Below are 21,912 nucleotides of genomic sequence, written 5' to 3' on the forward strand. Positions count from 1 at the left end.
CATGCGGGAGAGGGGTTGGGGTGAGGGGGAGCTTCTAGCGCAAGAAACTCACCAAGCAACCGTAAACCGCTGACCAACATGCTGCGGCGCGTCCAGCTCATCCACCACCGCCACCGCCAGATCTGCGGCACTGATCGTACCCGGGCCATCGCCGGTGCTCAGCGGGGTCTCGCCGCCAACCCGGTACGTGCCGGTGCGCTCGGTCGCGCTGCCCGGATGGAAGGCCACCGGCGGGCTCAGCTGGGTCCAGTCCAACGACGTCTCGTTGCGCAGCTCGGTCAGCGCATCACGGGCCGCGCTGGCGCCGGGATAGATCGCGGCCGGGAAGCTGGGCGAGTCCACCAGCTGGGTGCCGTCCGGCGCATACAGGCTGCCAGCACCGCCAATCACGATGTAACGCTTCACGCCTGCAGCCTTGGTGCCGGCGACGATTGCACGGGTGCCTTGCAGGAACTCGTTGTACAGGTCCGGGTTGGCCCAGCCTGCGTTGTAGGCGCTGATCACGGCATCGGTACCGGCAACGGCGGCGTGCACTTCATCGGCATTGCGCACATCGGCCTTGACCACCTGCAGCTGCGGGCGGGCTTCCAGCTTGGCCGGGTCGCGGACCAGCGCGGTCACGTCATGGCCGCGGGCCAGCAGTTCGTCGAGTACGGCCTTGCCGACAAAGCCGGTGGCACCGATCAGGGCAACTTTCATGGGAACGTCCTTGGGGTGGGGAATGACGCCAGTGTCCGCCCAAGTCGGCGTCGGCGGCAGTCGCAAAAAGTCACAATCACCTTGAAGCTGTGCTTCACAATGGCGGCACGGAGGTGGCCGATGGACAGTGTCAAACGGATGGCCTTGTTCGCCCAGGTGGTGCAGCACGGTTCGATGAGTGCGGCGGCGCGGGCGCTGGGCATGAGTACCTCGGCGGTCAGTCAGCAGGTACGCGCGTTGGAGCAGGACGCTGGTGTGGCCCTGCTGCACCGCTCGACGCGGCGGCTGGCGCTGACCGATGTAGGCAGCCGCTACTACGCCGCCTGTGCGCGCCTGCTGGATGCAGCGGGCGAGGCGGAGGCCGAACTGTCGGCCGCCCGACAGGCGCCCAGCGGTGAGCTGCGCCTGTCTGCGCCGCTGGGCATGGCCGCGCACATCGGCCCAGCCTTGGGCGGCTGGCTGCAGGAAAACCCGCAGCTGCGCCTGCACCTGTTCTTCGACGATGGCTGGACCGATCTGCTGCAGGCGCGCATTGATCTTGCGCTGCGCTTCGGCCAGTTGCCGGACAGTGACTGGATGGCGCAACGCCTGGGCAGCCTGCAGCGCTGGCCGTGCGCGGCACCGGCATGGCTGCAGCGGCACGGCGTTCCCGACGATCCGCTACAGGTGCCGGCGGCCGAATGGCTGGGCATGCCGCAGGTGCCCGGTCTGGTCTGGCATCAGCGGGAGAGTGGCGAGGAGCGCCTGGTGCCCGCGCACCCGCGTATCGCCAGCCAGAACCAACCGGCGGTACTGCGCCTGTGCGAAGCCGGATTGGGGGTGGCGGTGCTGACCAGTCTGGATGCGGCGCCGCTGCTGGAATCCGGCAGCCTGCAGCGCTTGTTGCCGGAGTGGGAGGTACCGTCGTTGCCGGTGTGGGCAGTCACCCCGCATCGGCAGACCCAGCCGGCCAAGGTGCGCCAGGCCATCGTGTTGCTGCAGGATCATCTGGCGGGTCTGCCCGGTGCGGATGCCGGGTTTGCGCAAGATCGGAAACGCCGCCGCTGAGCAGGCGCGCTGCAATAGCTCCATCAGCCAACGGAGATGCCGCAATGAAAGCCAATGTCGCGCAGTTGCCACGCCTGGACCGGGTCATCGCTTGCCTGCAGCAAAGCATCGATGTCGGCGGGCCCTTGCCGGATCTGGATGCACTGGCGGCCATTGCCCATTACTCGCCGTTCCACTTCCACCGCGTGTATCGCGCGCTGACCGGCGAAACCATTGGCCGCACCGTGCAGCGGCTGCGCGTGGTCAAGGCCTTGCAGCGCCTGGCGCATAGCGATGCCAGTGTCACCGAGATCGCGCTGTTGGCGGGCTACGACACCCCGCAAGCCCTGGCGCGGGTGCTGCGCGAAACCGTGGATGCCAGCGCCAGCGAGCTGCGGGAAGATCCTAGGCGTTTGGCCGCCAGTATCGAGCAGCTGTCACGGCCATTGCCGCCAGCCGAAAAGCCCGCCCCGCTGAGTGTGGAAGTCGTCACCCTGGAACCCTTCGAAGTGGTGGCACTGCGCGCGCGCGGGGCCTTCGATGACCTGGATGGCGTGTTCGGCGAACTGTTCGGCTGGGCCGCGGAGCAGGGCCTGGTCGAGCAGCTGCAGCAGCTGATCGGCGTGCCGCTGGGCGATCACCGCGAGCTGCCCGCCGAGGAGCTGCTGTTCGATTGCGCGCTTGCGCTGGATGCGGAACTGCCGGCGTTGCCGGAATCGCTGCAGCGCCTGGTTCTTGGCGGCGGCCGCGTGGCGCGGCTGCGCCACGTCGGCAGCTACTCGCTGCTGGAAGATGCCACCGACCAGCTACTGCGTGACTGGTTGCCGGGCAGCGGCCACGCCCTGCGCGATGCACCGCTGCATTACCACTTCCTCGACGACCCGGAAGAGGTCCCCGAGGTCATCCTGCGTGCCGATATCTACGTGCCGCTGGCCGCCGGCTGAGGCATTCCCGGGCGCAGGCTGCGGTAGGGCGGGGTGGACATGATCATCTCCGCCAGCGAATAGGCCAGCTCGCGCTCGGCCATCACCGTGCCATCGGCGCCGTGGTCGAGCAGGTGCTTGACCTCGGCATCGCTGTGGGCGCGGGCGAGCAGGGTCAGGTTGGGGTTGATGGCGCGCAGCTTGGCCAGCACTTCACCCGATTCCAGCGGCTGCGGAATCGCCAGCACTGCAATCGTCGCTCGCTCGGGATGCGCCTCGGCCAGCACCTTGTCCGAGGCCGCACTGCCACGAATGCCGGGAATACCGGCAGCGTGCGCACGTTCCACATGCTCGCGGTTGTCATCGATCACCAGAACCGGCACACCGCGGTCACGCAGCACCTGCGCCAGCTCGCTGCCAACCCGGCCATAGCCGACCACGATGGCGTGGTCCTGCAGGTCCAGCGACGGGCCTGGCGGGATGTCCGGCACTTCCGGCACCGGCGTGGTGTCCTTGTGGCGCGCCTGCCAGCGGTCGAGCAGGCCGAACACCACCGGATTGAGCATGATCGACACCAGCGCGCCGGCCAGTACCAGCGATTGCCCGGCCGGCGGCAGGATCTTCAATGCCACACCGAGGCCGGCAATGATGAAGGCAAACTCGCCGATCTGTGCCAGCGACGCGGAAATGGTCAGCGCGGTGCCTTTGGAATGGCCGAAGGCGCGCACGATGAAGAAGGCGGCGGCCGACTTGCCGACCATGATGATCAACACCGTCGCCAGCACCTGCCACGGGTGCTCGACGATGATCATCGGGTTGAACAACATGCCGACCGAGACGAAGAACAGCACCGCGAACGCATCGCGCAGCGGCAGCGAATCATGCGCGGCCTTGTGGCTGAGCTCGGATTCGTTGAGCATCATGCCGGCGAAGAACGCGCCCAATGCGAACGACACGCCAAACAAGGCGGCAGCGCCGAACGCCACGCCCAGGGCAATCGCCAGCACGCACAGGGTGAACAGTTCGCGCGAGCCGGTGCCGGCCACTTTCTCCAGCACCCACGGAATGACGCGGCGGCCGACCACCAGCATCACCGCCACGAACAGGCCCAGCTGCACGAAGGTCCAGCCGATCGAGGCCAGCAGCCCGCCAATGGACAGTTCCTTGCCGCTTGCCTCCGGGCCGAACACGTCGGCGATCACCGGCATCATCACCAGTGCCAGCACACAGGCCAGGTCTTCCACGATCAACCAGCCGACCGCGATCTTGCCGCGCGTGGTTTCCAGCAGGCGGCGTTCTTCCATCGCCCGCAGCAGCACCACGGTGGAGGCGGTGGCCAGCGAGAAACCGAAGATCACGCCATGCAGCACCGGCCAGCCCATCAGCGTGGCCACGCCCCAGCCGAGCAGGGTGGCGACCAGGATCTGGCCAATCGCGCCGGGGATGGCGATGGCCTTGACCGCCATCAGGTCCTTCAGCGAGAAGTGCAGGCCTACCCCGAACATCAGCAGCATCACGCCGATCTCGGCCAGCTGGTTGGCCAGCGCCTGGTCGGCGACAAAGCCCGGCGTGAACGGCCCCACGATGACACCGGCCACCAGATAGCCCACCAGCGGCGACAGCCGCAGTTTGTTGGCCAGGGCACCAAGGACGAAGGCCAGGCCCAAACCGATGGCAATCATGTTGATCAGGGCGGTGTCATGGTGCATCAGGGCTCGCTGGGTCGGGTGGGGGTGGTTTGATTCTAAAGGGGCTGGTGGCTTGGGTGCGGGGAAATATATGAAAAATCTGGGTTTTTATGTCCCAAGGAATTGGATCGGTGGGATTTGGGGCTGGCCAGATCAAGCGCGAAGGCAAGGGCACCCCTCCCCGACCCTCCCCTTGCCTGCGGCAAAGGGAGGGGGCGGTCCGCGCGAACGGTTGGATTGCCAGCTTTGCCGTTAACTCCCTCCCTTTGCCGCAGGCAAGGGGAGGGTCGGGGAGGGGTAACGCCTTGCTCCAGCTCAGTAAAGATGCCGCGGTCTCCCGGGGCATCTTCCTTCAGGACCCGCGGCAGGTCCCAGAACAGCTGGCGTTGCTCGCGATGCTCTTGTCGCTTGTGCCGGGGAAACCATGCCGCCTTGCGGCCCATACCACGACCAAGGTCGCCACCAGCAACCCCAGTAGCGCAGGAGCAAATGCGCCGACGCCCCAGCGCCCGAGCAGTGCGCCGCCGATGATGCCGCCGCCGGCGATTGCCGCGTTCCAGGCGGTGACCAACATGGATTGAGCGACATCGGCGGCGTCTCCGGCAGTCTTTGCCAGCGCCGTCTGGAACAGGGTTGCGGCGCCGCCGAAAGCAAGCCCCCACACCGCCACTGCCGCATGGACCACAAGCGCCGTCTCACTGGCTAGCCCGAGTGCCAGTGCGGCCGCGCCGAACAGTACGGTGCTGGCAAGCGTCAACGCGCGCAGGTGCCGGTCGACCAGCACGCCGACGATCCAGATGCCCAGCAGCGAGGTCATGCCGAACACCAGCAACACCAGGTCGGTGCGCGCGCCCATGCCGGCAGCGCTCAGGAATGGCGCTATGTAGGTGTAAAGGATGTTGTGGGCCAGCACGAAGCTCAGCACCACGAACAGCACCGGGCGCACACCGGCGATGGAGAACACCTGTCGCAACGGTAGCTGCCGGTTGTTCGGCTGGCCGGCGAAGTCCGGCACCTTGAGCCGTACCCACAGCATCAGCACCAGCGCCAACAAGCTCATCGCGCCAAAACAGATCCGCCAGCCCAGCAGGTTGCCGAACAAGGTGCCGGCTGGCACACCCAGCGACAGGGCCAGTGGCGTGCCGACCATCGCGATGGCAATCGCCTTGCCTTGTTGATGTGCCGGCACCATCCGCGCCGCATAGCCCGCCAACAACGCCCACAACAGTCCGGCAGAAACACCGGCGAGCAAGCGCGCCAGCATCGTCAGTGCGTAGCTGCTGGAGAAGGTGGTGACGGTATTGGCGATGGCGAAGCCGGCGATCGCCGCCAACAGCAGCGGGCGACGGCGTACACCCTGGGTGGCGCTGGTCAGTGGAATTGCCGCCAGCAGCGAGCCGATCGCGTAGATCGTCACGGTCTGCCCGATCCATGCTTCGGACACGCTCAGACCACGTGCCATCTGTGGCAACAGGCCGGCCGGCAGTGCTTCGGTGAGGATGGTGATGAAGCCGGCCATCGCCAAAGCCAATAGCGCGCCCAGCGGCAAGCGTGTGGTGGAAGCGGTGCTCATTGACCGTCCTCCGGCGTGCGTGCAGCGCTGTCTTCCTCGTTGCGGGCCAGCACCACCTTGCCGGTAATGCCACCGGCTTCCAGCAGGCGATGGGCCTGGATCATCCTGGCGGCATCCAGTGGCTGCAGTACCTGTGTGACGGTGGAGCGCAGCACGCCGCAGTCCACCAGCGCAGCGACTTCATTGAGAATCCGGTGCTGGGCGATCTGATCCGGCGTGGCGTACAGCGGCCGGGTGAAGACCATTTCCCAATGCAAAGACACGCTCTTGGCTTTGAACGGCGCGGCATCGAGTGTGTCGTGGTCATCGATGATGGCCAGCCGACCCTGCGGCGCGATCAACTCGGCAAGCTCATGCAGGTGTTCGGCAGTGTTCGACAGCGCTGCGATGTGGTTGACCGGTGGCACCGGCAGGGCAGCGATCTGTGCAGGCAGCGGTTGCCGGTGGTCGATGACATGGTGGGCGCCCATGGCCAGGCACCAATCGCGGCTCTGCGCGCGTGAGGCGGTGGCGATAACGGTCAGGTTGGTCAGTCGCCGCGCGAGTTGGATCAGTACCGAGCCAACGCCGCCTGCGCCGCCGAGCACCAACAGGCTGCCGCTGGCAGCCGACTTGCCGCGGACGACACCCAGACGCTCAAACAGCAACTGCCATGCGGTCAACGCCGCCAATGGCAGTGCAGCAGCGTCAGTGAAGCCGAGCGTGTCGGGCATATGACCGACGATGCGCTCGTCGACCAGTTGGTATTCGGCATTGCTGCCGCTGCGATCGAAGCTGCCCGCGTAGTAAACCGCTTGTCCGGGCTTGAACAGGGTGACCGCCTCGCCAACGGCGTCGATGACTCCGGCGGCATCCCAGCCCAGCGAACGGACGGCATCAGGCACAGCGACCAGGCCAGCGCGGACTTTCACATCCAAGGGATTGACCGAGACCGCGCGCACTGCCACACGCAGATCGTGCGGTCCGGGTTGCGGGCAGTCGACATCGACGTCGAGCAGACACTGTGGATCGGCCAGGCTGGAGCCACGATGGAAGGCGATGGCGCGCATGCGTGCAGTGGAGGTCGTCATCAGCGCGCCTCCATTGCGGCGTAGACCGCATCGCGCAGATCAGTGACGAAGCGACCGGACATGCCTTCGTACAGCGTATTGGTGAAGGCCACCACGCTCAGCCCCTGTGCCCGGTCCACGAACCAGGAATGGCCGTAGGCACCTCCCCAGCGCCAGGTGCCCGGCGACTCCGGTGTGGCAGCCAGCGCCGGGTCGCGCAGCACCGAGAAGCCGAGGCCGAAGCCGAACCCCGGTGCGCTGGGCAGTTCCAGGCCGTTGGTCTGGTCGCGGCCCATTTCAGCGATCAGTTCGTCGGGCAACATGTTGTCGCCACCCATGCGCAGTGTTTCCAGCAGGCGCAACAGATCGCCGGCGGTGCCTGCCATGCCGGCGCCCGCAGATGGGAAGGCCTGCGCGTCGAAGATACGTGCCGGGCTGTAGGTGATGCCGATGGCGCCATCGAAGGGCGAAACAATCTCACCTTCGGCCAGCAGGTGTGGCTGCGGGGCGTCGCTTACATAGGCCGTTGCCACGCGTTGCGGGTCGCGGGCGACGAAGCCGGTATCGCCCATGCCCAGCGGACCGGTCAGCAACTGCTGCACGGCCTGCTGCAGCGGTGTGCCATGGATGCGTTCGATCAAGGCACCCAGCACATCGGTTGCCAGCGAGTAGCCCCAGGCGCTGCCGGGCTCGTATGCCAGCGGTACTTCGGCGATGCGACGCAGGTTGTCCTGCAGGCTGATGGCGGAGGCATCCATGCCATCGGAGACGCCGGCCCGTGCATACGGACCGTCCGCGTCTGGTTCGAAGAAGCGGTAACCCAGACCGGCGGTATGGCTCAGCAGCTGCCGCGCGCTGATCCGTGCGGGACGGCCGTCGGCCAATCGCGGCTGGAATTCCGGCAGCCAGCGTTCGATGCCGGCATCCAGCTCGAGTTTGCCCTGTGCCACCAACACCATGGCCGCAGCGGAAACGATGGGCTTGCTGACCGAAGCCAGCCGGAACACGGTGTCCACGCGCATCGGGCGCGCGCTGGCGCGGTCGGCGAGGCCGCTGGCCTGGCGGTGGATCAACGCACCGTCACGGGCGACCAGCACCACCGCGCCGACCAGGCGTTGTTCGTCCAGTGCCCGCTGTACGACGGTCTGGATGGGAGCCAAAACCGGGTCAGGCGTGGCAGTTGAAGACTGGGGGAACGCGGGGGTCGTCATTGCGACTGGCTCGGTGGAAAGGGCAGGCGGTGACGATAGGAATCCCTCGATTGAAGAAAAAGTAGGCTGCAGTTCCGTGATGCGCGGAATAAACTGTCCGCAATCAAACGGGCGGCGGATCATGGACAGCCTCAACGGCTTCGTGGTGTTTGTGCAGGTGGCCGAGACGCGCAGCTTCGTCGCGGCCGGGCGTGAGCTCGGGGTGTCGGCCTCGGCGATCGGCAAGAGCGTGGCGCGGCTGGAAGAGAAGCTGGGCGTGCGCCTGTTCCATCGCAGCACCCGCAGCGTGACCCTCACCGCCGAAGGCACGCTGTTCCTGGAGCGCAGCCGCCGCATCCTGGCCGAGATTGATGCCGCCGAGCTGGAGCTCTCGCAGGCCAGCGCGGCGCCACGCGGACGCCTGCGGGTGAGCCTGCCGTTGGTGAGCTCGCTGATGCTGCCGGTGCTCGGCGAATTCATGCGCGCCTATCCACAGATCGAGCTCGACCTGGACTTCACCGACCGCATGGTCGATGTCATCGAGGAAGGCTTCGATGCGGTGGTGCGTACCGGCGAACCAGCCGACTCACGTCTGTCGGCGCGTCGCCTGGGCAGCTTCCACATGCGGCTGGTGGCGTCGCCGGACTATCTGGCGCGCTGCGGCGTGCCGCAGACCCCGACCGACCTTGAGCAGCACAGTTGCCTGCACTATCGCTTCCCCAACAGCGGCAAGCTGGAGGCCTGGGCGCTGCGGCGCGCAGCGGGCGAGGCCGAGCTGCAACTGCCGACCTCGATGATCTGCAACAACATCGAGACGCGCGTGTGCTTCGCATTGCGCGGGCTGGGGATTGCCTACCTGCCGGATTTCGCCATTCGCGAGCCGCTGGCAGCAGGGCTGCTGCAGCCCATCCTGGTCGACCAGGTAAGCGGAGCCGGTGTTTTCAATGTGTTGTGGCCGGCCAGCAAATACCCCTCGCCGAAGGTACGGGCATTGGTGGATTTCCTCTGCGCGAGGGTGTTTCCGCAAGCTGCTTGAGGCTGTCGTCCGCGCGCATCGAGTTGCCGTCTGGCCACGTCCCGGCGACACAAAGAAAAATGCCCCGGTTTCCCAGGGCATCTTCCTTTCACGACATCAAACCGGGCACAACATCAAACCGGTATTACCAGGTGTAGCTGATACGGCCGTAGACGTAGGCGCCGTTGAAACCATACGGGGAGTAGTTGCTGTACGGCAGCATGCCCCAGGTCGAGTTCTGCAGGTCGGCGGTGCGATCCGGATACTGGTCCAGCAGGTTGTCCGCACCCAGGGTCAGCTTCCAGTTTTCGCTGGGCTTGAAGCTGGCCGAGGCATCCACTACCCAGCTGGCGTCATAGGTCTGGTCGCGGGCAGCAGTGGCCGAGTTGCGCACGGTGAAGCTGCCATAGCGGGTCGCCGACAGACCCAGCTCCCAGCGGTCCGAGCGCCAGGTGCCGCTGACGATGGCCTTGTCACGCGGGAAGCTGTCCTCGATGCGGCCGATCTCGTCGCGGCCGATCAGCGACTGGGTGATGCCCAGGCTGCCGAACACCGCCGGCGAAGCGATGAACTTCTTCACTTCGGTCTCGTTGTAGCTGTAGGCCGCGGTCAGTTCCAGGCTGCTGGCAGCAAACGGGATGGTGTAGCTGGACACCGCATCGACACCGCGGGTGCGGGTGTCCACGCCATTGGTGAAGTAGGAGAACGCGGTGACCTGCGGCAGCCCCAGCCCGGCCAACAGTGCATTGGCGGCGGCATTGGTGGTGATGTTGGTGGACAGCACGATGCGGTCGTCGATATCGATCTGGTAGGCATCGACGGTCAGGTACAGGCGGTCAACCGGCTGCAGCACCAGGCCAAGGCTATAGGAAGTGGAGCTTTCGGCCTTGAGCGGGCTTGCGCCCAGGGCCTGTGCGGCAGCGCTGGTGGTCGGGAAGGTGCCGCGGTCGACGAAGCTACCGTTGATGATGGTGCTGGTGACTGCCTGGTAGCTCTGCTGGGCCAGCGACGGTGCGCGGAAACCACTGGACGCGGTGGCGCGCAGCGCAACCTTGTCGGTGAAGGCGTAGCGCGCCGAGAGCTTGCCGGAGAACTTGTCGCCGAAGTCCGAGTAGTCCTCGTAGCGACCGGTCAGGCCAGCGGAGAACTTCTCGGTCAGGTCGGCTTCGAGCCCGGCATAGACAGCGTAGTTGTGGCGATCGTTGTGCACTTCGTTGGTCGGGGTGAAACCACCGAAGCCCTGCGCGCCGCTACCGGTATAGGAGTTCAGCTCACCGGCGTTCTGCTCCCACTTCTCACGGCGGTACTCACCACCGAAGGACAGCGTGACCGGGTAGGCCAGGCCCCAATCCAGCGACTTGGTGATGTCGGCGTTGAAGATGTCCTGCTGGTACTTCAGGGTGCCGTCGTAGAACGAGGTCGGGCTGTTGACGCCCAGGCTGTAGTTGATGCTGTTGCGGGTGTGGAAATCCAGGGTGTTCTCACCGTGGTTGACGCTGACGTCCCAGGTCCAGCCACTCTCGGTATTGCCCTTGACGCCAGCTACCAGCGAGCGGTCCTTGGAGTACTGGTTGATCTGCGGCACGAAGCCGTCCGGGTAGGTCTGCGCCAGCAGCGCGGTCTGGCCGCTGTGGTTGGGCGAGCGGTAGAACGCGAACGAAGTGATGTCGCGGTTGCTCAGCAGGGCGCTGGCATAGGCGCTGACGTTGTCGCTGAAGTTGAAGCTGGCGTTGGCCGAGGCAGCGGTGGCATCCACGCGCGGGTCGCCGACCACGAAGGTCTTCTCACCGATGGATGGGAAGTTGCCGGTATTCGGGGTGGTGCCCTGATAAGGGCCTGCGCGGTTGCTTTCGTCCTGCTGGCTGACCTGGCCGGCGAAATGCACGCTGCCACGGCCATCGGCGAAGCTGACGCCGGTGTCGCCGGAGAGCTGGTACTTGTTGCCGTCACCGGCCGAGTACTGGCCGTAGTCCACGGCCAGGCTGCCGCCCTTGCCGCTGCCCTTGAGCACGATGTTGACCACGCCGGCGATGGCGTCGGAGCCGTACTGCGCCGAGGCGCCGTCGCGCAGTACTTCGACGCGTTCGATGGCGGCGATCGGAATCGCGTTGATGTCCACCGCGGAGGAGCCACGGCCGATGCTGCCGTTGACGTTGATCATCGCCGAGGTGTGGCGGCGCTTGCCGTTGACCAGCACCAGCACCTGGTCAGGCGACAGCCCGCGCAGCTGCGCCGGGCGGATGCCGCTGGTGCCGTCGGTAAGGGCCGGGCGCGGGAAGTTCAGTGAGGGCAGGGCGCGCGACAGCGCGGTGGCCAACTCGCCGGTGCCGGTGGACTGCAGGGCTTCCGGGGTGATGATGTCGATGGGTGACTGCGACTCGGCCACGGTGCGGTCAGCCACGCGGGTACCGGTAACGATCACGGTATCCAGGGTATTGGCGCTGGACTGGGCCAAGGCGGGGAGGGCCGGTGCGCCAAGGGCGATGGCAATGGCGACGGCGAGGGTGCTGGACTTGCGGTTCATCAGGTTGCAGCTCCGGTATTGAGTGGCGGCATCGGCGGCGCGTGGGGTTCGCGGCTGTTGCGGTGCGCCATCAACGAATTAATGGAATTTTTACCTCGTGTCAAACCGGACGGTTCAGCTAAATTGTTGCTTTTGAAAGCTTTTTCAGTTCAGCAAGGGCGATTTGGCTATGCGAGTACTTGGCCCTTGTCAGGCAACGCCGTTCAGGCGCGTGCGATAACAGGGCGTGAGTCAAGTATTGGTTAACGTTAGAATTACGTCGCAGGAATGCTGCTCACATGCTCATTCCTTTTCGTTATAACGGACCCATTCATGATTTCCCTTCGTAATTTCGCCCTTCGCCGGGGCGAGCGCCTGCTGTTGTCCAACGTAGACCTCACCCTGCATGCCGGCTATCGCGTAGGCGTGGTGGGCCGTAATGGCGCAGGTAAATCCAGCCTGTTTGCCGCCGTGCGCGGTGAGCTGGAAGCCGACAAGGGCGACGTGTCGCTGCCCGGCAAGATCCGTATCGCCGACGTGGCCCAGGAAACCCCGGCGTTGCCCGACCGTGCCATCGACTTCGTGCTTGGTGGTGACGACGTGGTCGCCGCGGTGCTCGCCGAAGAAGCTGCAGCGGCTGAGCGCGAGGATTGGGAAGCGGTTGCCAACGCGCACCAGAAGATGGCCGAACTGGGCGCCTATGACGCCGAGGCGCGCGCCGGCAAGCTGCTGCATGGCCTGGGTTTCCCGGCTGAGACGCATGATCGTCCGGTGTCGGCATTCTCCGGTGGCTGGCGCGCACGCTTGAACCTTGCCCGCGCGCTGATGATGCCCAGCGACCTGCTGCTGCTCGACGAACCGACCAACCACCTGGATCTGGATGCGGTGTACTGGCTGGAGCAATGGCTGCTGAAGTATCCGGGCACCTTGCTGCTGATCTCGCATGACCGCGAGTTCCTGGACAACGTCGCCACCCACACCCTGCATCTGCACGGCGGCGGCGCCAAGCTCTATCCGGGTGGCTATACCGATTTCGAGCGCCAGCGTGCCGAGCACCTGCGCCAGCAGCAGATCGCGCACGAGAAGGAGCAGGCCGAGCGCGCGCATCTGCAGAGCTTCATCGACCGCTTCAAGGCGCAGGCCAGCAAGGCCACCCAGGCGCAGAGCCGGATGAAGCGCCTGGCCAAGATGGCCGGCACCGAGGCGGTGCGCGCCGAGCGCGAATTCCGCATCGAGTTCTCGCCGCCGGCCAAGCTGCCGTTCTCGCTGATCCGCCTCAACGACGTCACCGCTGGTTACGGCCCGGACGCGGTGATCCTGGACAACGTCGGCTTCGGCCTGGAAGCCGGCCAGCGCGTCGGTCTGCTCGGGCCGAACGGTGCGGGTAAGACCACGCTGGTGAAGTCGCTGGTCGGCGACTTGCCGTTGCTTGGCGGCGACCGCATGGCCCACCCGGACCTGCAGATCGGTTACTTCGCCCAGCACACGGTGGAATCGCTGCACGCTGGCATGACGCCGATGGATCACTTCCGCGAAATCTCGCCGGATGGCGTCAACCAGTCGTTCCGCGATTTCCTAGGCAAGTGGAACTTCCCAGGTGACCGTGCGTTCGAGACGGTGGATGGTTTCTCCGGTGGCGAGCGTGCGCGTCTGGCGCTGGCCCTGATCGCCTGGCAGCAGCCGAACGTGTTGCTGCTCGACGAACCGACCAACCACCTTGACCTGGAAATGCGCGAAGCATTGGCCGAGGCGTTGGCCTTGTTCGAAGGCGCGATCGTGATGGTGTCGCATGATCGCCATCTGATCGGCCTGGTCTGCGATACGTTCTGGCGTGTCGCCGACGGTGTGGTCGAGCCGTTTGCCGGTGACCTGGACGAGTACGCACAGTGGCTGCGTACCCGCGCCAGCGCGCAGGGTTCACGCAACAAGAGTGATCGCCAGGAAAAGCCTGCGGCCGCACCGGTTGCGCAGGTTGCCCCGGCCAAGCCGGCTTCCAACAAGAAGCCGGTCAACCCGCACAAGCTGGAAGCAGCCGAGAAGAAGGTCGAGCAGTTGGGTGCAGCGCTGGCTGAGGTGGATGCGCAGCTGGCCGATTCCGGCAACTACGCCGACGCAGCGAAGATGGCCAAGCTGGGCGGCGAACGCGAAGTGCTGGTGCAGCAGCTGGAGCAGGCCGAGGCGGCGTGGATGGAGATGTTGGAAGACTGAGCCCGGGCTCGGTCTTGCTTGTGGGAGCGGCGTCAGCCGCGAAGCTGGGAATGCCTGAAATGCCTGAAATGCCACTGTAGAGCCGAGTCACGCTCGGCTGAGGCTTTACCGGTAACGCTCCTGCCGAGCATGGCTCGGCACTACCGCCTTGGCCCCTCTCCCGCTTGCGGGAGAGGGGTTGGGGTGAGGGTAGCTTTTTGCTGGTAAAGCTCCTGCCGAGCATGGCTCGGCACTACAGGTGACGCCTCTGCCGAGCATGGCTCGGCACTACGGGGCCAATCCTTCCTGCGCCTGCAACCATAGCCGGAAGCGTCGCAGCGGCTCGCGCTCCTGTCGCGAGCGCAATCGCGTCAGCCAATACCTGCCCAACGACAAGGTCTGTGCGAAGGGCTGCAGCAGCCGGCCCTCGGCCAGGTCCTGCTCGAACATGCGCAGCGGAAGCAGCGCCACGCCGGCACCCGCGGCTGCGGCACTGGCCAGGGTCAAGGATGAATCGAACACTGCACCACGCGCTTCCACACCGCTGACACCCGCTTGCTGCAACCAGCGCGGCCATTCGTCGTTGCGGTAGGAACGCAGCAGCGCCACGTTGCCAAGATCACGCGGTTTCCGCAGTTTCCGCGCCACCGCCGGCGCGCACAGCGGCGCGAACAAGGTGTCGACGATCGGCGTGCAATCCTGCCCCTGCCAGTCGCCATCGCCGAAGCGGATCGCCAGATCCAATCCTTCCCCAGCCAGATCGATGCGGTTGTTGTGGGTCTGCACCCGCAGTTCGATATCCGGATGCGCGGCCTCGAAGTCGGGCAGCCGTGGCAACAGCCAACCGGTTGCGAAGGTGCCGACCACCCCCACGGTCAGCACCTCGCGGAAACGGCCACCGGTGAAACGGTCCAGCGCGATCGCCATGCGGTCGAAACTCTCGGTGAGCACCGGATACAACGCCGCACCCTCGTCGGTGAGGGCCACGCCGCGCGGCAGCCGATGGAACAGGCTGACCTGCAGGCGGTCCTCCAATCCACGGATCTGGTGACTCAGGGCGGCCTGACTGACACAAAGCTCCAGCGCGGCGCGGGTGAAGTTCAGATGGCGCGCGGCGGCTTCGAAGGCGCGCAGGGCGTTGAGTGGCAACTGGGGGCGGATCATGGCGTAGTCATGACGAAACTTGATGGTCGGTCGCATTATTCCCCGTCCTGCGACCGAATTTTCGCCTGAGCTGCAAATTTAACTAATGGCTTGCGATGATTATTCGCGATGGTCGCAGGCCGCAGCGGCGGGCAAGATCAGCCCGATCACGCCCAAGGAGAGTCCCCATGCTTGCTCGTCGTCAGTTCCTCACGCTTGGCGGTGCCGCCTTGGCCAGCGCCTTGATACCGGCCGCGTTTGCGCGCGCTGGTGGCGCTGCAATCCCGGTGCCGGTGGCAGTCAGTGACGCTGACTTCGCCGCACTTGAGAAAGCCAGTGGCGGCCGGCTGGGGGTCTGCCTCTGGAACCCGGCCAGTGGCGCCCGCTACGGACACCGCATCGACGAACGCTTCCCGATGTGCAGCACGGTCAAGTTTCCCTTGGCCGCAGCGGTACTGCGCAGTGCGGATGCCGGCCAGTTGTCGCTGGACCAGCGCGTGCCGGTGCGGGCGAGCGACATCCTCGACCATTCGCCGTTCACCGAGCGCCACGTCGGCAAGACTATGACCGTGCGCGATCTGTGCCGGGCGACGATGATCGTCAGTGACAACGCGGCGGCGAACCTGTTGCTGCCGCTGGTTGGCGGCCCGGCCGGGCTTACCGCCTTCCTGCGCGAGCACGGTGACCGCGTCACCGTGAGTGCGCGCAATGAGCCGGAGCTCAACCGGTTTGCCGCCGGTGACCCGCGCGATACCACCAGCCCGGCGGCGATGGCCGGCAACCTGCAGCGCTTCCTGCTTGGCGACGTGCTCGGCGAGGCCTCGCGCCAGCAACTGGCCGATTGGCTGATCGACAACCAGACCGGCGATGCACGGCTGCGCGCAGGTCTGCCACAGGACTGGCGGGTAGGCGACAAGACCGGCAGCAACGGCAGCGACACCAGCAACGACATTGCCGTGCTGTGGCCGTTGGCCGGTGGCACGCCATGGCTGCTGAGCAGCTACCTGCAGGGTTCTGCACTGGATGATGACGGCAGGAATGGCATCCTGCGCCAAGTAGGGGAGCTGGCTGGCGCCCGCCTGCGCTGACGGCTCCATCGTTGGCGCGGTGGTGACCGGTGGGCGTGACCCCGCGTAACCGGTCACAGGAAACAGGCGTCATGAGCAAGGAAGTAATCTATCTGTTGTTGATTTTCGCGTTGCTGGTCATCCCGCGCGCGTTGCAGCGTTTCAATATTCCCGCGCCATTGACCTGCCTGGTGTTCGGCATCAGCGCGATGCTGTGGCTGGGTGACGGATCGCACGATCCGGTGGTCAACCTGCTGGCCACCCTGGGTATTTCCTCGTTGTTCCTGTTTGCCGGCCTGGAAGTGGATCTGGCCGACCTGCGCAAGGGCATGTGGCCGCTGCTGACCCATCTGCTGATCCGCAGCGCGACGCTCACCGGCGTCGCCTGGTTGGCATGGCATTACGCCGGCTTGCCCTGGCAGGCGGCGGCCTTGCTGGCGCTGGCGCTGCTCACGCCCTCCACCGGCTTCATCATGGATTCGCTGTCCCAGCTCGGCCTGGATGATGCCGAGCGGTTCTGGGTCAGCAGCAAGGCCATTGCCGGCGAGTTGTTGGCGCTGGCTGCGTTGTTCGTGGTGTTGCAGGCCGGCGATCCGGTGCATATGGCACTGTCGAGCATGGCCTTGCTGGCGATGATGGTCGGCCTGCCGTTGCTGTTCATCGGACTCGGCCGCTGGGTGGCGCCGCACGCGCCGGGCTCGGAGTTCTCGCTGCTGGTGATGGTCGGCATGCTGGCCGCCTACATCACCTATGCATTGGGCGTGTACTACCTGGTGGGTGCGTTCATCGCCGGCCTGGTCGCGCGCCTGCTGCAGCAGCGCATGCCGTCGCTGGCCTCGCATGAAAACCTGCATGCGCTGCGTCTGTTCGCATCGTTCTTCGTACCGTTCTATTTCTTCAACTCGGGTACCAAGGTGCCGGCCGAAGCGCTGAGCTTCGAAGCACTGGGTCTGGGCCTGCTCATCACCCTGGTGGTGCTGCCGCTGCGTATCGCGGTGATCTGGCTGCAGCGGCGGGTGCTGTTCGGCGAGAGTTTCCGCACCAGCCTGCGGGTGGCGCTGGCGCTGTCGCCGACACTGATCTTCACCCTGGTGCTGGCGGCGATCATGCGCGAGCGCTTTGCGATCTCGCCGGTGTTGTTTGGTGCGCTGCTGTTGTATGCCGCGCTGACCACGCTGTTGCCATCACTGGTGTTCCGGCGGCCGATGGACGTGGATCCGCTCAGCAATGAAGCTGCCGAAACTGCGGATGCAGAGATCGTAAGAGAAGCCGTGCTTGATTCGGATTCGTCTTCAGCCCCCAACTCTTACGTACCGGAGCGTTGAGCGCCGCTTATCATCCCCAGGGCAACGTCGGCTTCGCAATGTAGCGGGCAGCTGGCCCAGGGGGTATAGGTGGATCGGGATAGTTGGCAACAGGTGCGAGAGCTGTTCGACGCAGTGTGTGAACTGCATCCGTCGCAATGGCGGAGCGAACTCGCGCGGCTGAGCGCTGATCCCGCCGTCGTAGCCGAAACACTGGAGCTGCTCGAAGCGCAGACCAGCGAGCTCGGCCGTGCGCTCGAGCCGATGCAGCAGTTGATGGTCGCGGCGATTCCTTCCGAATTGAGCGAAGGCGATGTCATTGGGCCTTGGCGCCTGTACGAACGGCTGGCCAGCGGCGGCATGGGGATGGTGTTCCGTGCCGAGCGTGCTGATGGCCTGTATGCGCAGGAGGTGGCGATCAAAGTGTTGCAGGGCAAGCCCGGTGCGCGTGTCGCTGAGCGCCTGGCCGCCGAGCGGCGCATTCTGGCCAGCTTGCAGCATCCCAACATCGCCCGCCTGTACGACGGTGGTACTACCCCGGGCGGGCATCCCTATCTGGTGATGGAATATGCGCGTGGTGAGCCGCTGGATGTTTACTGCGCGCGCCACCAGCTTGACCTGCGCCAGCGCCTGCAGCTGTTTCTGAAAGTGTGCAGCGCGGTGCAGGCCGCACACGCGCGGCTGGTACTGCATTGCGACCTGAAGCCGTCCAATATCCTGGTGCGTGAGGATGGCGAACCGGTGTTGTTGGACTTCGGTGTGTCGCGCGTGCTGGGCGACGAGGCCAACGACCCGGCTGCGCAATTCTTTACGCCTGCTTACGCGGCGCCAGAGCTGCAGTCAGGAAGCCTGGTGGGTGTCAGCAGTGATGTCTTCAGCCTGGCTGCGGTATTGAGCGAGCTGTTGGCAGGCAAGCGCGGCAGGCGCGGCGCAGGTGACAGCGCTGCCGCGGTGGCGGCGCCCAGCGGGTTGGCAGGAAGCGATTGTCGCTGGGCGCGATCCTTGCGCGGTGATCTGGACGCCATCGTGGTGCGGGCGGGGGCCTTGGCGCCCGGGCAGCGCTATCCGTCGGTGGAGGCGATGGCCGCGGACGTGCAGCGCTATCTGCAGCATCGGCCGGTGCAGGCACGTAATGGTGGCCGGTTCTATCGCGGTGGGCGTTGGCTGCGACGCAACTGGAAGGGGGCTGCCTTGCTGTTGCTGGTGCTGCTGCTTGCGGCCTGGTTTGTGTGGCGCCTGGCCGCCGAACGCGCCGCCGCCGAGCGCGAGGCAACGATCGCCGAGCAGGTCAGCGGGTTCCTCGTGGAAATGTTCCAGGCGGCCGATCCACGCGAGAAAGGCGTGCGCGGCGGTGAGGACATCAGTGCCCGCGAAGTGCTGGATCGGGCAGCATCGCGCATCGACGAGGAGCTGGATGCATCGCCGGAAGTACAGGCACGCTTGAAGGGCGTGATCGGCCTGGCCTACCGCAATGCGGGTGATCTGCGTCGTGCCGACCCGATGATGCTGCAAGCCGCCGAAGCGTTGGCCGCCGCTGGTGGCGACAAGAACCTGGACGAAGCCGCGCGCCTGTTCAACCTGCTGGCGGGAACCTATGCCAACAACCGCAAGGGCGTGGAAGGTGCCGCCATGGCGCGGCGGGCGCTGGCGCTGCTGGGCAGGCAGCCAGCAGACAGCTTCCGTGTTGCCCAGTCCTACAACTCGTTGGGACTGTCGTTGTTGTCCGAGCAGCGCTATGACGATGCCGAGGCTGCTTTCAAGCAGGCACTGCAGCGTCACCAGGCCGGCAAACGCGAGCAGTACATCGGCGTGACATTGGACAACCTGGGCATGATGTACCGGCGCAAGGGCGATCTGGTCGCCTCGGCCGCGGCGTTCGACCAGTCAACGCCGATGTTCCTGCGCAGCCTGGGAGAGATGTCGTATGACTACTGGGCCAGCAATACCGAACGCAACTTGATGGTGATGGATCGCGGTGAACTGGATGCGGCCATCGCCACGTTCGAGGCCAACCTGGCGCGCGCACCAACGATATTCGGACAGCGCAGCGTCTATGTGATCAGCGAGAACAACCGCCTGGCGCAGGCACTGATACGCAAAGGCGACCATGCGCGTGCACGGCCCTATGTCGAAACCGCCCTGCGGCTGTCGGCCCAGGTGCTGGGCAAGGACAGCTACAACTATTCGGTCGTCACCGAAACCGCCGCGCAGCTTGCCCAGGCGCAGGGCGAGAGCGCCGCCGCCGAAACCAGCTACCGCGAGGCGTTGGCGGTACGCGCGGCGGCGATTGGCGGCGACCATCCGGACAGCCTGGATCTGGAACTGCAGCTTGGGCTGCTGTTGGCTGCCCAAGGCAATGCTGACGGCGATGCAATGGTGCAGCGGGCGCATGACCTGTGGCTGCCGCGTATCCCAGCCGGCAGCGCCAACGGTATTCGTCTGCAGCAGGGCTGGGCCGAATGGCTGATCACCAAGCACCGACTGGATGAGGCTGCGCAGACCTTGGAAACCGTGCAGCCGCTGCTGCTCGATAGTCCTTATGCGGCGGTGCGCCAACAGGTATTGGGTGCGCGTCTGGCTGAGCAGCGCGGCAATCGCAGCGAAGCCGTGCAGTATTGGCAGGCCGCCGTCGCCGCCGCCGAGCCCTTGTACGGCAAGACATCGGCGGTGACCTTGCAGTGGCGCGGTGCCCTGCAGGCGGCGCGAGATCATGTACAAGGCGGTGGCGCGTTGCCTTGAACGGGCGCGTAGGCGAGGATCGGGGCATGAAAACCTTCTCCTTCTCGAATCTGATCTGCGTTCTGGCCCTGGCCGGCACTGCCGTCCTTCCTGTTCCGGCAATCGCTGCCAGCACCTCCCCAAAGGCAACGGCAGCGGTCGCGCCGGCCGACCAGTTCCTCGCCGATCTGGCGCGCTACTGCGGTCAGGCCTTTGCTGGCCGCATCATCGCCAACCAGCCGCAGTCCAGTGCGCCGGACCCATTCGATGGCAAGACCCTGGTGATGCATGTGCGTGGCTGTGACAGTCCGCGGCAGGAACTGCGGGTGCCGTTCCATGTGGGTGATGACCATTCACGCACCTGGGTGATCAGCCGTACCGATAGCGGCCTGCGCTTGAAGCACGACCACCGTCATGCCGATGGCAGCGCGGATGCGGTGACCATGTACGGCGGTGATACCGTCCAGGCCGGCAGCGCGGGGCGGCAGGAGTTTCCGGTCGATGCCCAATCGGTGGCGATGTTCACCGCAAATGGCATGACCGCCTCGCTGCGCAACACCTGGGCGATGGAGCTGGAGCCGGGCAAGCGCTTCGTCTACGAGCTGGCGCGCCCGGATGGGCGTTTGTTCCAGGTCGAGTTCGACCTTGGCACGCCGGTGGAACTGCCGCCGGCGCCCTGGGGCAGCGAGGCCTGACATGCAGAGGGCGCCGTTGCCGGCGCCCTCTGATCCTTCGGGCGGGGAACTCAGCGGGCGCCGAAGCGGGCGCGGCAACCGCCGTTGACCCAGATGCTGTTGCCGTTGAAGCCCCAGTTGCGGCCTTCCACGCAGCGCGTATCCGAGGCCTGCTGGACGATGACCGGGCGCCCCTGGCGGCGATCCCAGGCGCAGGTGTTCAGGCGGTTGCTGTTGCTGTGGCAATCCACGAAGTAGTTGTTGCCACCCCAGCCGCCGCCATTGCCCCAGCCGCCACCACGGCCTTCGGCGAATTCACCACGGCAGCCGCCATTGACCCAGACCGTGCCATTGCTGCTGCCCCAGTTGCGGCCTTCCACGCAGCGCGTATCGGAAACCTGGCGGACCAGCACCGCGCTGCGCCAGCCGGTATTGCAGACCACATGACGGTTGCTGTTGCTGTCGCAGCGGATGGTCTGGTTGCCGTTCCCGTGGCCCGGGCCGCCGCCCCAGCCGCCACCGCGACCTTCGGCAAATTCGGCGCGGCAACCACCGCTGACCCAGACACTGCCGTTGTTGCTGCCCCAGTTGCGGCCTTCGGTGCAGCGGGTGTCGGAGACCTGGCGGACCAGCACTGCGCTGCGCCAGCCGGTGTTGCAGACCTGCTGGCGGTTGTTGTTGCTGTCGCAGCGGATGGTGCTTCCGTTGTTGTTGCCGCCGCCGCCCCAGCCACCGCCGCGGCCCTCGGCGAATTCGGCGCGGCAGCCGCCGTTGACCCAGACGCTGCCGTTGTTGCTGCCCCAGTTGCGACCTTCGATGCAGCGCGTATCGGAAACCTGGCGGACCAGTACCGCGCTGCGCCAGCCGGTGTTGCAGACCTGTTGGCGATTGCTGTTGCTGTCGCAGCGGATGGTGTTGCCCTGGCCGCCCGGATAGCCGGATTGGGCCGAAGCGGGGGACGGGCTCATCGCCAGCCCAGACAGGGCAGCCAGGCCGGCGAGCAGGAGGGGACGGTTCATGGCGGCTTCCCTGTTCAGGTTGGGTGGCCGAACTATAGGCGCAGTCCCACTTAAGGCCGCGTGACTGATCGCCGGATTTGCTCCTGCACCCGCTGAGCGCCAAAATACGGGGCTACCCGGCACCGTTTCGTACC

General features: G+C 65.8%; 16 protein-coding genes. 8 read left to right on the plus strand and 8 right to left on the minus strand.

The window, feature by feature from the left end; translation table 11 throughout:
• Positions 1-48: 48 nt before the first annotated feature.
• Positions 49-699, minus strand: coding sequence for an NAD(P)-dependent oxidoreductase (locus AC13FW_RS09570; protein ID WP_482988903.1), 651 nt, complete (start codon positions 697-699; stop codon positions 49-51).
• A 120-nt stretch (positions 700-819) separates the two neighbouring features.
• On the opposite strand from AC13FW_RS09570, the gene AC13FW_RS09575 reads away from it, so the two are divergent.
• Entirely contained in the window at positions 820-1,746 is a 927-nt protein-coding gene (locus AC13FW_RS09575; RefSeq protein ID WP_482988904.1) for a LysR family transcriptional regulator, read from the plus strand.
• Between the two features lie 44 nt (positions 1,747-1,790).
• On the plus strand, positions 1,791-2,669 hold the full coding sequence (locus AC13FW_RS09580; RefSeq protein WP_482988905.1) for an AraC family transcriptional regulator: 879 nt from the start codon (positions 1,791-1,793) through the stop codon (positions 2,667-2,669).
• Here the strand turns inward: AC13FW_RS09580 and ybaL are convergent.
• The 4 genes from ybaL to AC13FW_RS09600 all read right to left on the minus strand — a co-directional run bounded on the left by ybaL (position 2,645) and on the right by AC13FW_RS09600 (position 8,169).
• Entirely contained in the window at positions 2,645-4,357 is a 1,713-nt protein-coding gene (gene ybaL, locus AC13FW_RS09585) for a YbaL family putative K(+) efflux transporter (RefSeq protein WP_482988906.1), read from the minus strand. The two genes, AC13FW_RS09580 and ybaL, sit on opposite strands and share 25 nt — an antisense overlap.
• A gap of 331 nt (positions 4,358-4,688) precedes the next feature.
• Entirely contained in the window at positions 4,689-5,909 is a 1,221-nt protein-coding gene (locus AC13FW_RS09590; protein WP_482988907.1) for an MFS transporter, read from the minus strand.
• Positions 5,906-6,958, minus strand: a complete 1,053-nt coding sequence (locus AC13FW_RS09595) for a zinc-binding alcohol dehydrogenase family protein (protein ID WP_482988975.1) — start codon at positions 6,956-6,958, stop codon at positions 5,906-5,908. The genes AC13FW_RS09590 and AC13FW_RS09595 overlap by 4 nt, the downstream gene beginning before the upstream one ends.
• 20 nt (positions 6,959-6,978) lie before the next feature.
• Positions 6,979-8,169, minus strand: coding sequence for a serine hydrolase domain-containing protein (locus AC13FW_RS09600; RefSeq protein WP_482988908.1), 1,191 nt, complete (start codon positions 8,167-8,169; stop codon positions 6,979-6,981).
• 121 nt (positions 8,170-8,290) lie between these two features.
• Between AC13FW_RS09600 and AC13FW_RS09605 the strand changes: the two genes are divergently transcribed.
• On the plus strand, positions 8,291-9,184 hold the full coding sequence (locus AC13FW_RS09605; protein WP_482988909.1) for a LysR family transcriptional regulator: 894 nt from the start codon (positions 8,291-8,293) through the stop codon (positions 9,182-9,184).
• Between the two features lie 124 nt (positions 9,185-9,308).
• Here the strand turns inward: AC13FW_RS09605 and AC13FW_RS09610 are convergent, their stop codons facing one another.
• On the minus strand, positions 9,309-11,687 hold the full coding sequence (locus AC13FW_RS09610; protein ID WP_482988910.1) for a TonB-dependent receptor plug domain-containing protein: 2,379 nt from the start codon (positions 11,685-11,687) through the stop codon (positions 9,309-9,311).
• A gap of 312 nt (positions 11,688-11,999) precedes the next feature.
• On the opposite strand from AC13FW_RS09610, the gene AC13FW_RS09615 reads away from it, so the two are divergent.
• Complete coding sequence (locus tag AC13FW_RS09615; RefSeq protein WP_482988911.1) at positions 12,000-13,874, plus strand: ABC-F family ATP-binding cassette domain-containing protein; 1,875 nt, start codon at positions 12,000-12,002, stop codon at positions 13,872-13,874.
• A 267-nt stretch (positions 13,875-14,141) separates the two neighbouring features.
• Here the strand turns inward: AC13FW_RS09615 and AC13FW_RS09620 are convergent, their stop codons facing one another.
• Complete coding sequence (locus AC13FW_RS09620) at positions 14,142-15,017, minus strand: LysR family transcriptional regulator (protein ID WP_482988976.1); 876 nt, start codon at positions 15,015-15,017, stop codon at positions 14,142-14,144.
• Positions 15,018-15,184: 167 nt separating this feature from the next.
• On the opposite strand from AC13FW_RS09620, the gene blaCESS reads away from it, so the two are divergent.
• The 4 genes from blaCESS to AC13FW_RS09640 all read left to right on the plus strand — a co-directional run bounded on the left by blaCESS (position 15,185) and on the right by AC13FW_RS09640 (position 20,780).
• The gene (gene blaCESS / locus AC13FW_RS09625; RefSeq protein ID WP_482988912.1) at positions 15,185-16,084 is read left to right on the plus strand and encodes a CESS family extended-spectrum class A beta-lactamase; all 900 of its coding nucleotides are present in this window, start codon (positions 15,185-15,187) and stop codon (positions 16,082-16,084) included.
• Positions 16,085-16,155: 71 nt separating this feature from the next.
• A complete protein-coding gene (locus tag AC13FW_RS09630) occupies positions 16,156-17,388 on the plus strand; it encodes a cation:proton antiporter (protein ID WP_481533538.1) in 1,233 nt (410 codons plus the stop codon).
• 69 nt (positions 17,389-17,457) lie between these two features.
• Positions 17,458-20,106: a serine/threonine-protein kinase gene (locus AC13FW_RS09635; RefSeq protein WP_482988913.1), complete on the plus strand. Its 2,649-nt coding sequence runs from the start codon at positions 17,458-17,460 to the stop codon at positions 20,104-20,106.
• Positions 20,107-20,132: 26 nt separating this feature from the next.
• A complete protein-coding gene (locus AC13FW_RS09640; RefSeq protein WP_481533536.1) occupies positions 20,133-20,780 on the plus strand; it encodes a hypothetical protein in 648 nt (215 codons plus the stop codon).
• Between the two features lie 50 nt (positions 20,781-20,830).
• On the opposite strand, the gene AC13FW_RS09645 is transcribed toward AC13FW_RS09640, so the two are convergent.
• Positions 20,831-21,778 carry a DUF3011 domain-containing protein gene (locus AC13FW_RS09645; RefSeq protein ID WP_482988914.1) on the minus strand — a complete coding sequence of 316 codons (948 nt, stop codon included), beginning with the start codon at positions 21,776-21,778 and terminating at the stop codon, positions 20,831-20,833.
• Between the last annotated feature and the right edge of the window lie 134 nt (positions 21,779-21,912).

This window comes from Stenotrophomonas sp. 21LCFQ19 (assembly GCF_056861425.1).

What these genes read in the sequence shown, in the direction of transcription:
- AC13FW_RS09640 (WP_481533536.1), top strand. Translation starts at nt 20,133, where the DNA reads ATGAAAACCTTCTCCTTCTCGAATCTGATCTGCGTTCTGGCCCTGGCC.
- AC13FW_RS09595 (WP_482988975.1), bottom strand. Translation starts at nt 6,958, where the DNA reads ATGCGCGCCATCGCCTTCCATCGTGGCTCCAGCCTGGCCGATCCACAG.
- AC13FW_RS09615 (WP_482988911.1), top strand. Translation starts at nt 12,000, where the DNA reads ATGATTTCCCTTCGTAATTTCGCCCTTCGCCGGGGCGAGCGCCTGCTG.
- AC13FW_RS09570 (WP_482988903.1), bottom strand. Translation starts at nt 699, where the DNA reads ATGAAAGTTGCCCTGATCGGTGCCACCGGCTTTGTCGGCAAGGCCGTA.
- AC13FW_RS09645 (WP_482988914.1), bottom strand. Translation starts at nt 21,778, where the DNA reads ATGAACCGTCCCCTCCTGCTCGCCGGCCTGGCTGCCCTGTCTGGGCTG.
- blaCESS (WP_482988912.1), top strand. Translation starts at nt 15,185, where the DNA reads ATGCTTGCTCGTCGTCAGTTCCTCACGCTTGGCGGTGCCGCCTTGGCC.
- AC13FW_RS09610 (WP_482988910.1), bottom strand. Translation starts at nt 11,687, where the DNA reads ATGAACCGCAAGTCCAGCACCCTCGCCGTCGCCATTGCCATCGCCCTT.
- AC13FW_RS09590 (WP_482988907.1), bottom strand. Translation starts at nt 5,909, where the DNA reads ATGAGCACCGCTTCCACCACACGCTTGCCGCTGGGCGCGCTATTGGCT.
- AC13FW_RS09605 (WP_482988909.1), top strand. Translation starts at nt 8,291, where the DNA reads ATGGACAGCCTCAACGGCTTCGTGGTGTTTGTGCAGGTGGCCGAGACG.
- AC13FW_RS09580 (WP_482988905.1), top strand. Translation starts at nt 1,791, where the DNA reads ATGAAAGCCAATGTCGCGCAGTTGCCACGCCTGGACCGGGTCATCGCT.
- ybaL (WP_482988906.1), bottom strand. Translation starts at nt 4,357, where the DNA reads ATGCACCATGACACCGCCCTGATCAACATGATTGCCATCGGTTTGGGC.
- AC13FW_RS09630 (WP_481533538.1), top strand. Translation starts at nt 16,156, where the DNA reads ATGAGCAAGGAAGTAATCTATCTGTTGTTGATTTTCGCGTTGCTGGTC.
- AC13FW_RS09600 (WP_482988908.1), bottom strand. Translation starts at nt 8,169, where the DNA reads ATGACGACCCCCGCGTTCCCCCAGTCTTCAACTGCCACGCCTGACCCG.
- AC13FW_RS09620 (WP_482988976.1), bottom strand. Translation starts at nt 15,017, where the DNA reads ATGATCCGCCCCCAGTTGCCACTCAACGCCCTGCGCGCCTTCGAAGCC.
- AC13FW_RS09575 (WP_482988904.1), top strand. Translation starts at nt 820, where the DNA reads ATGGACAGTGTCAAACGGATGGCCTTGTTCGCCCAGGTGGTGCAGCAC.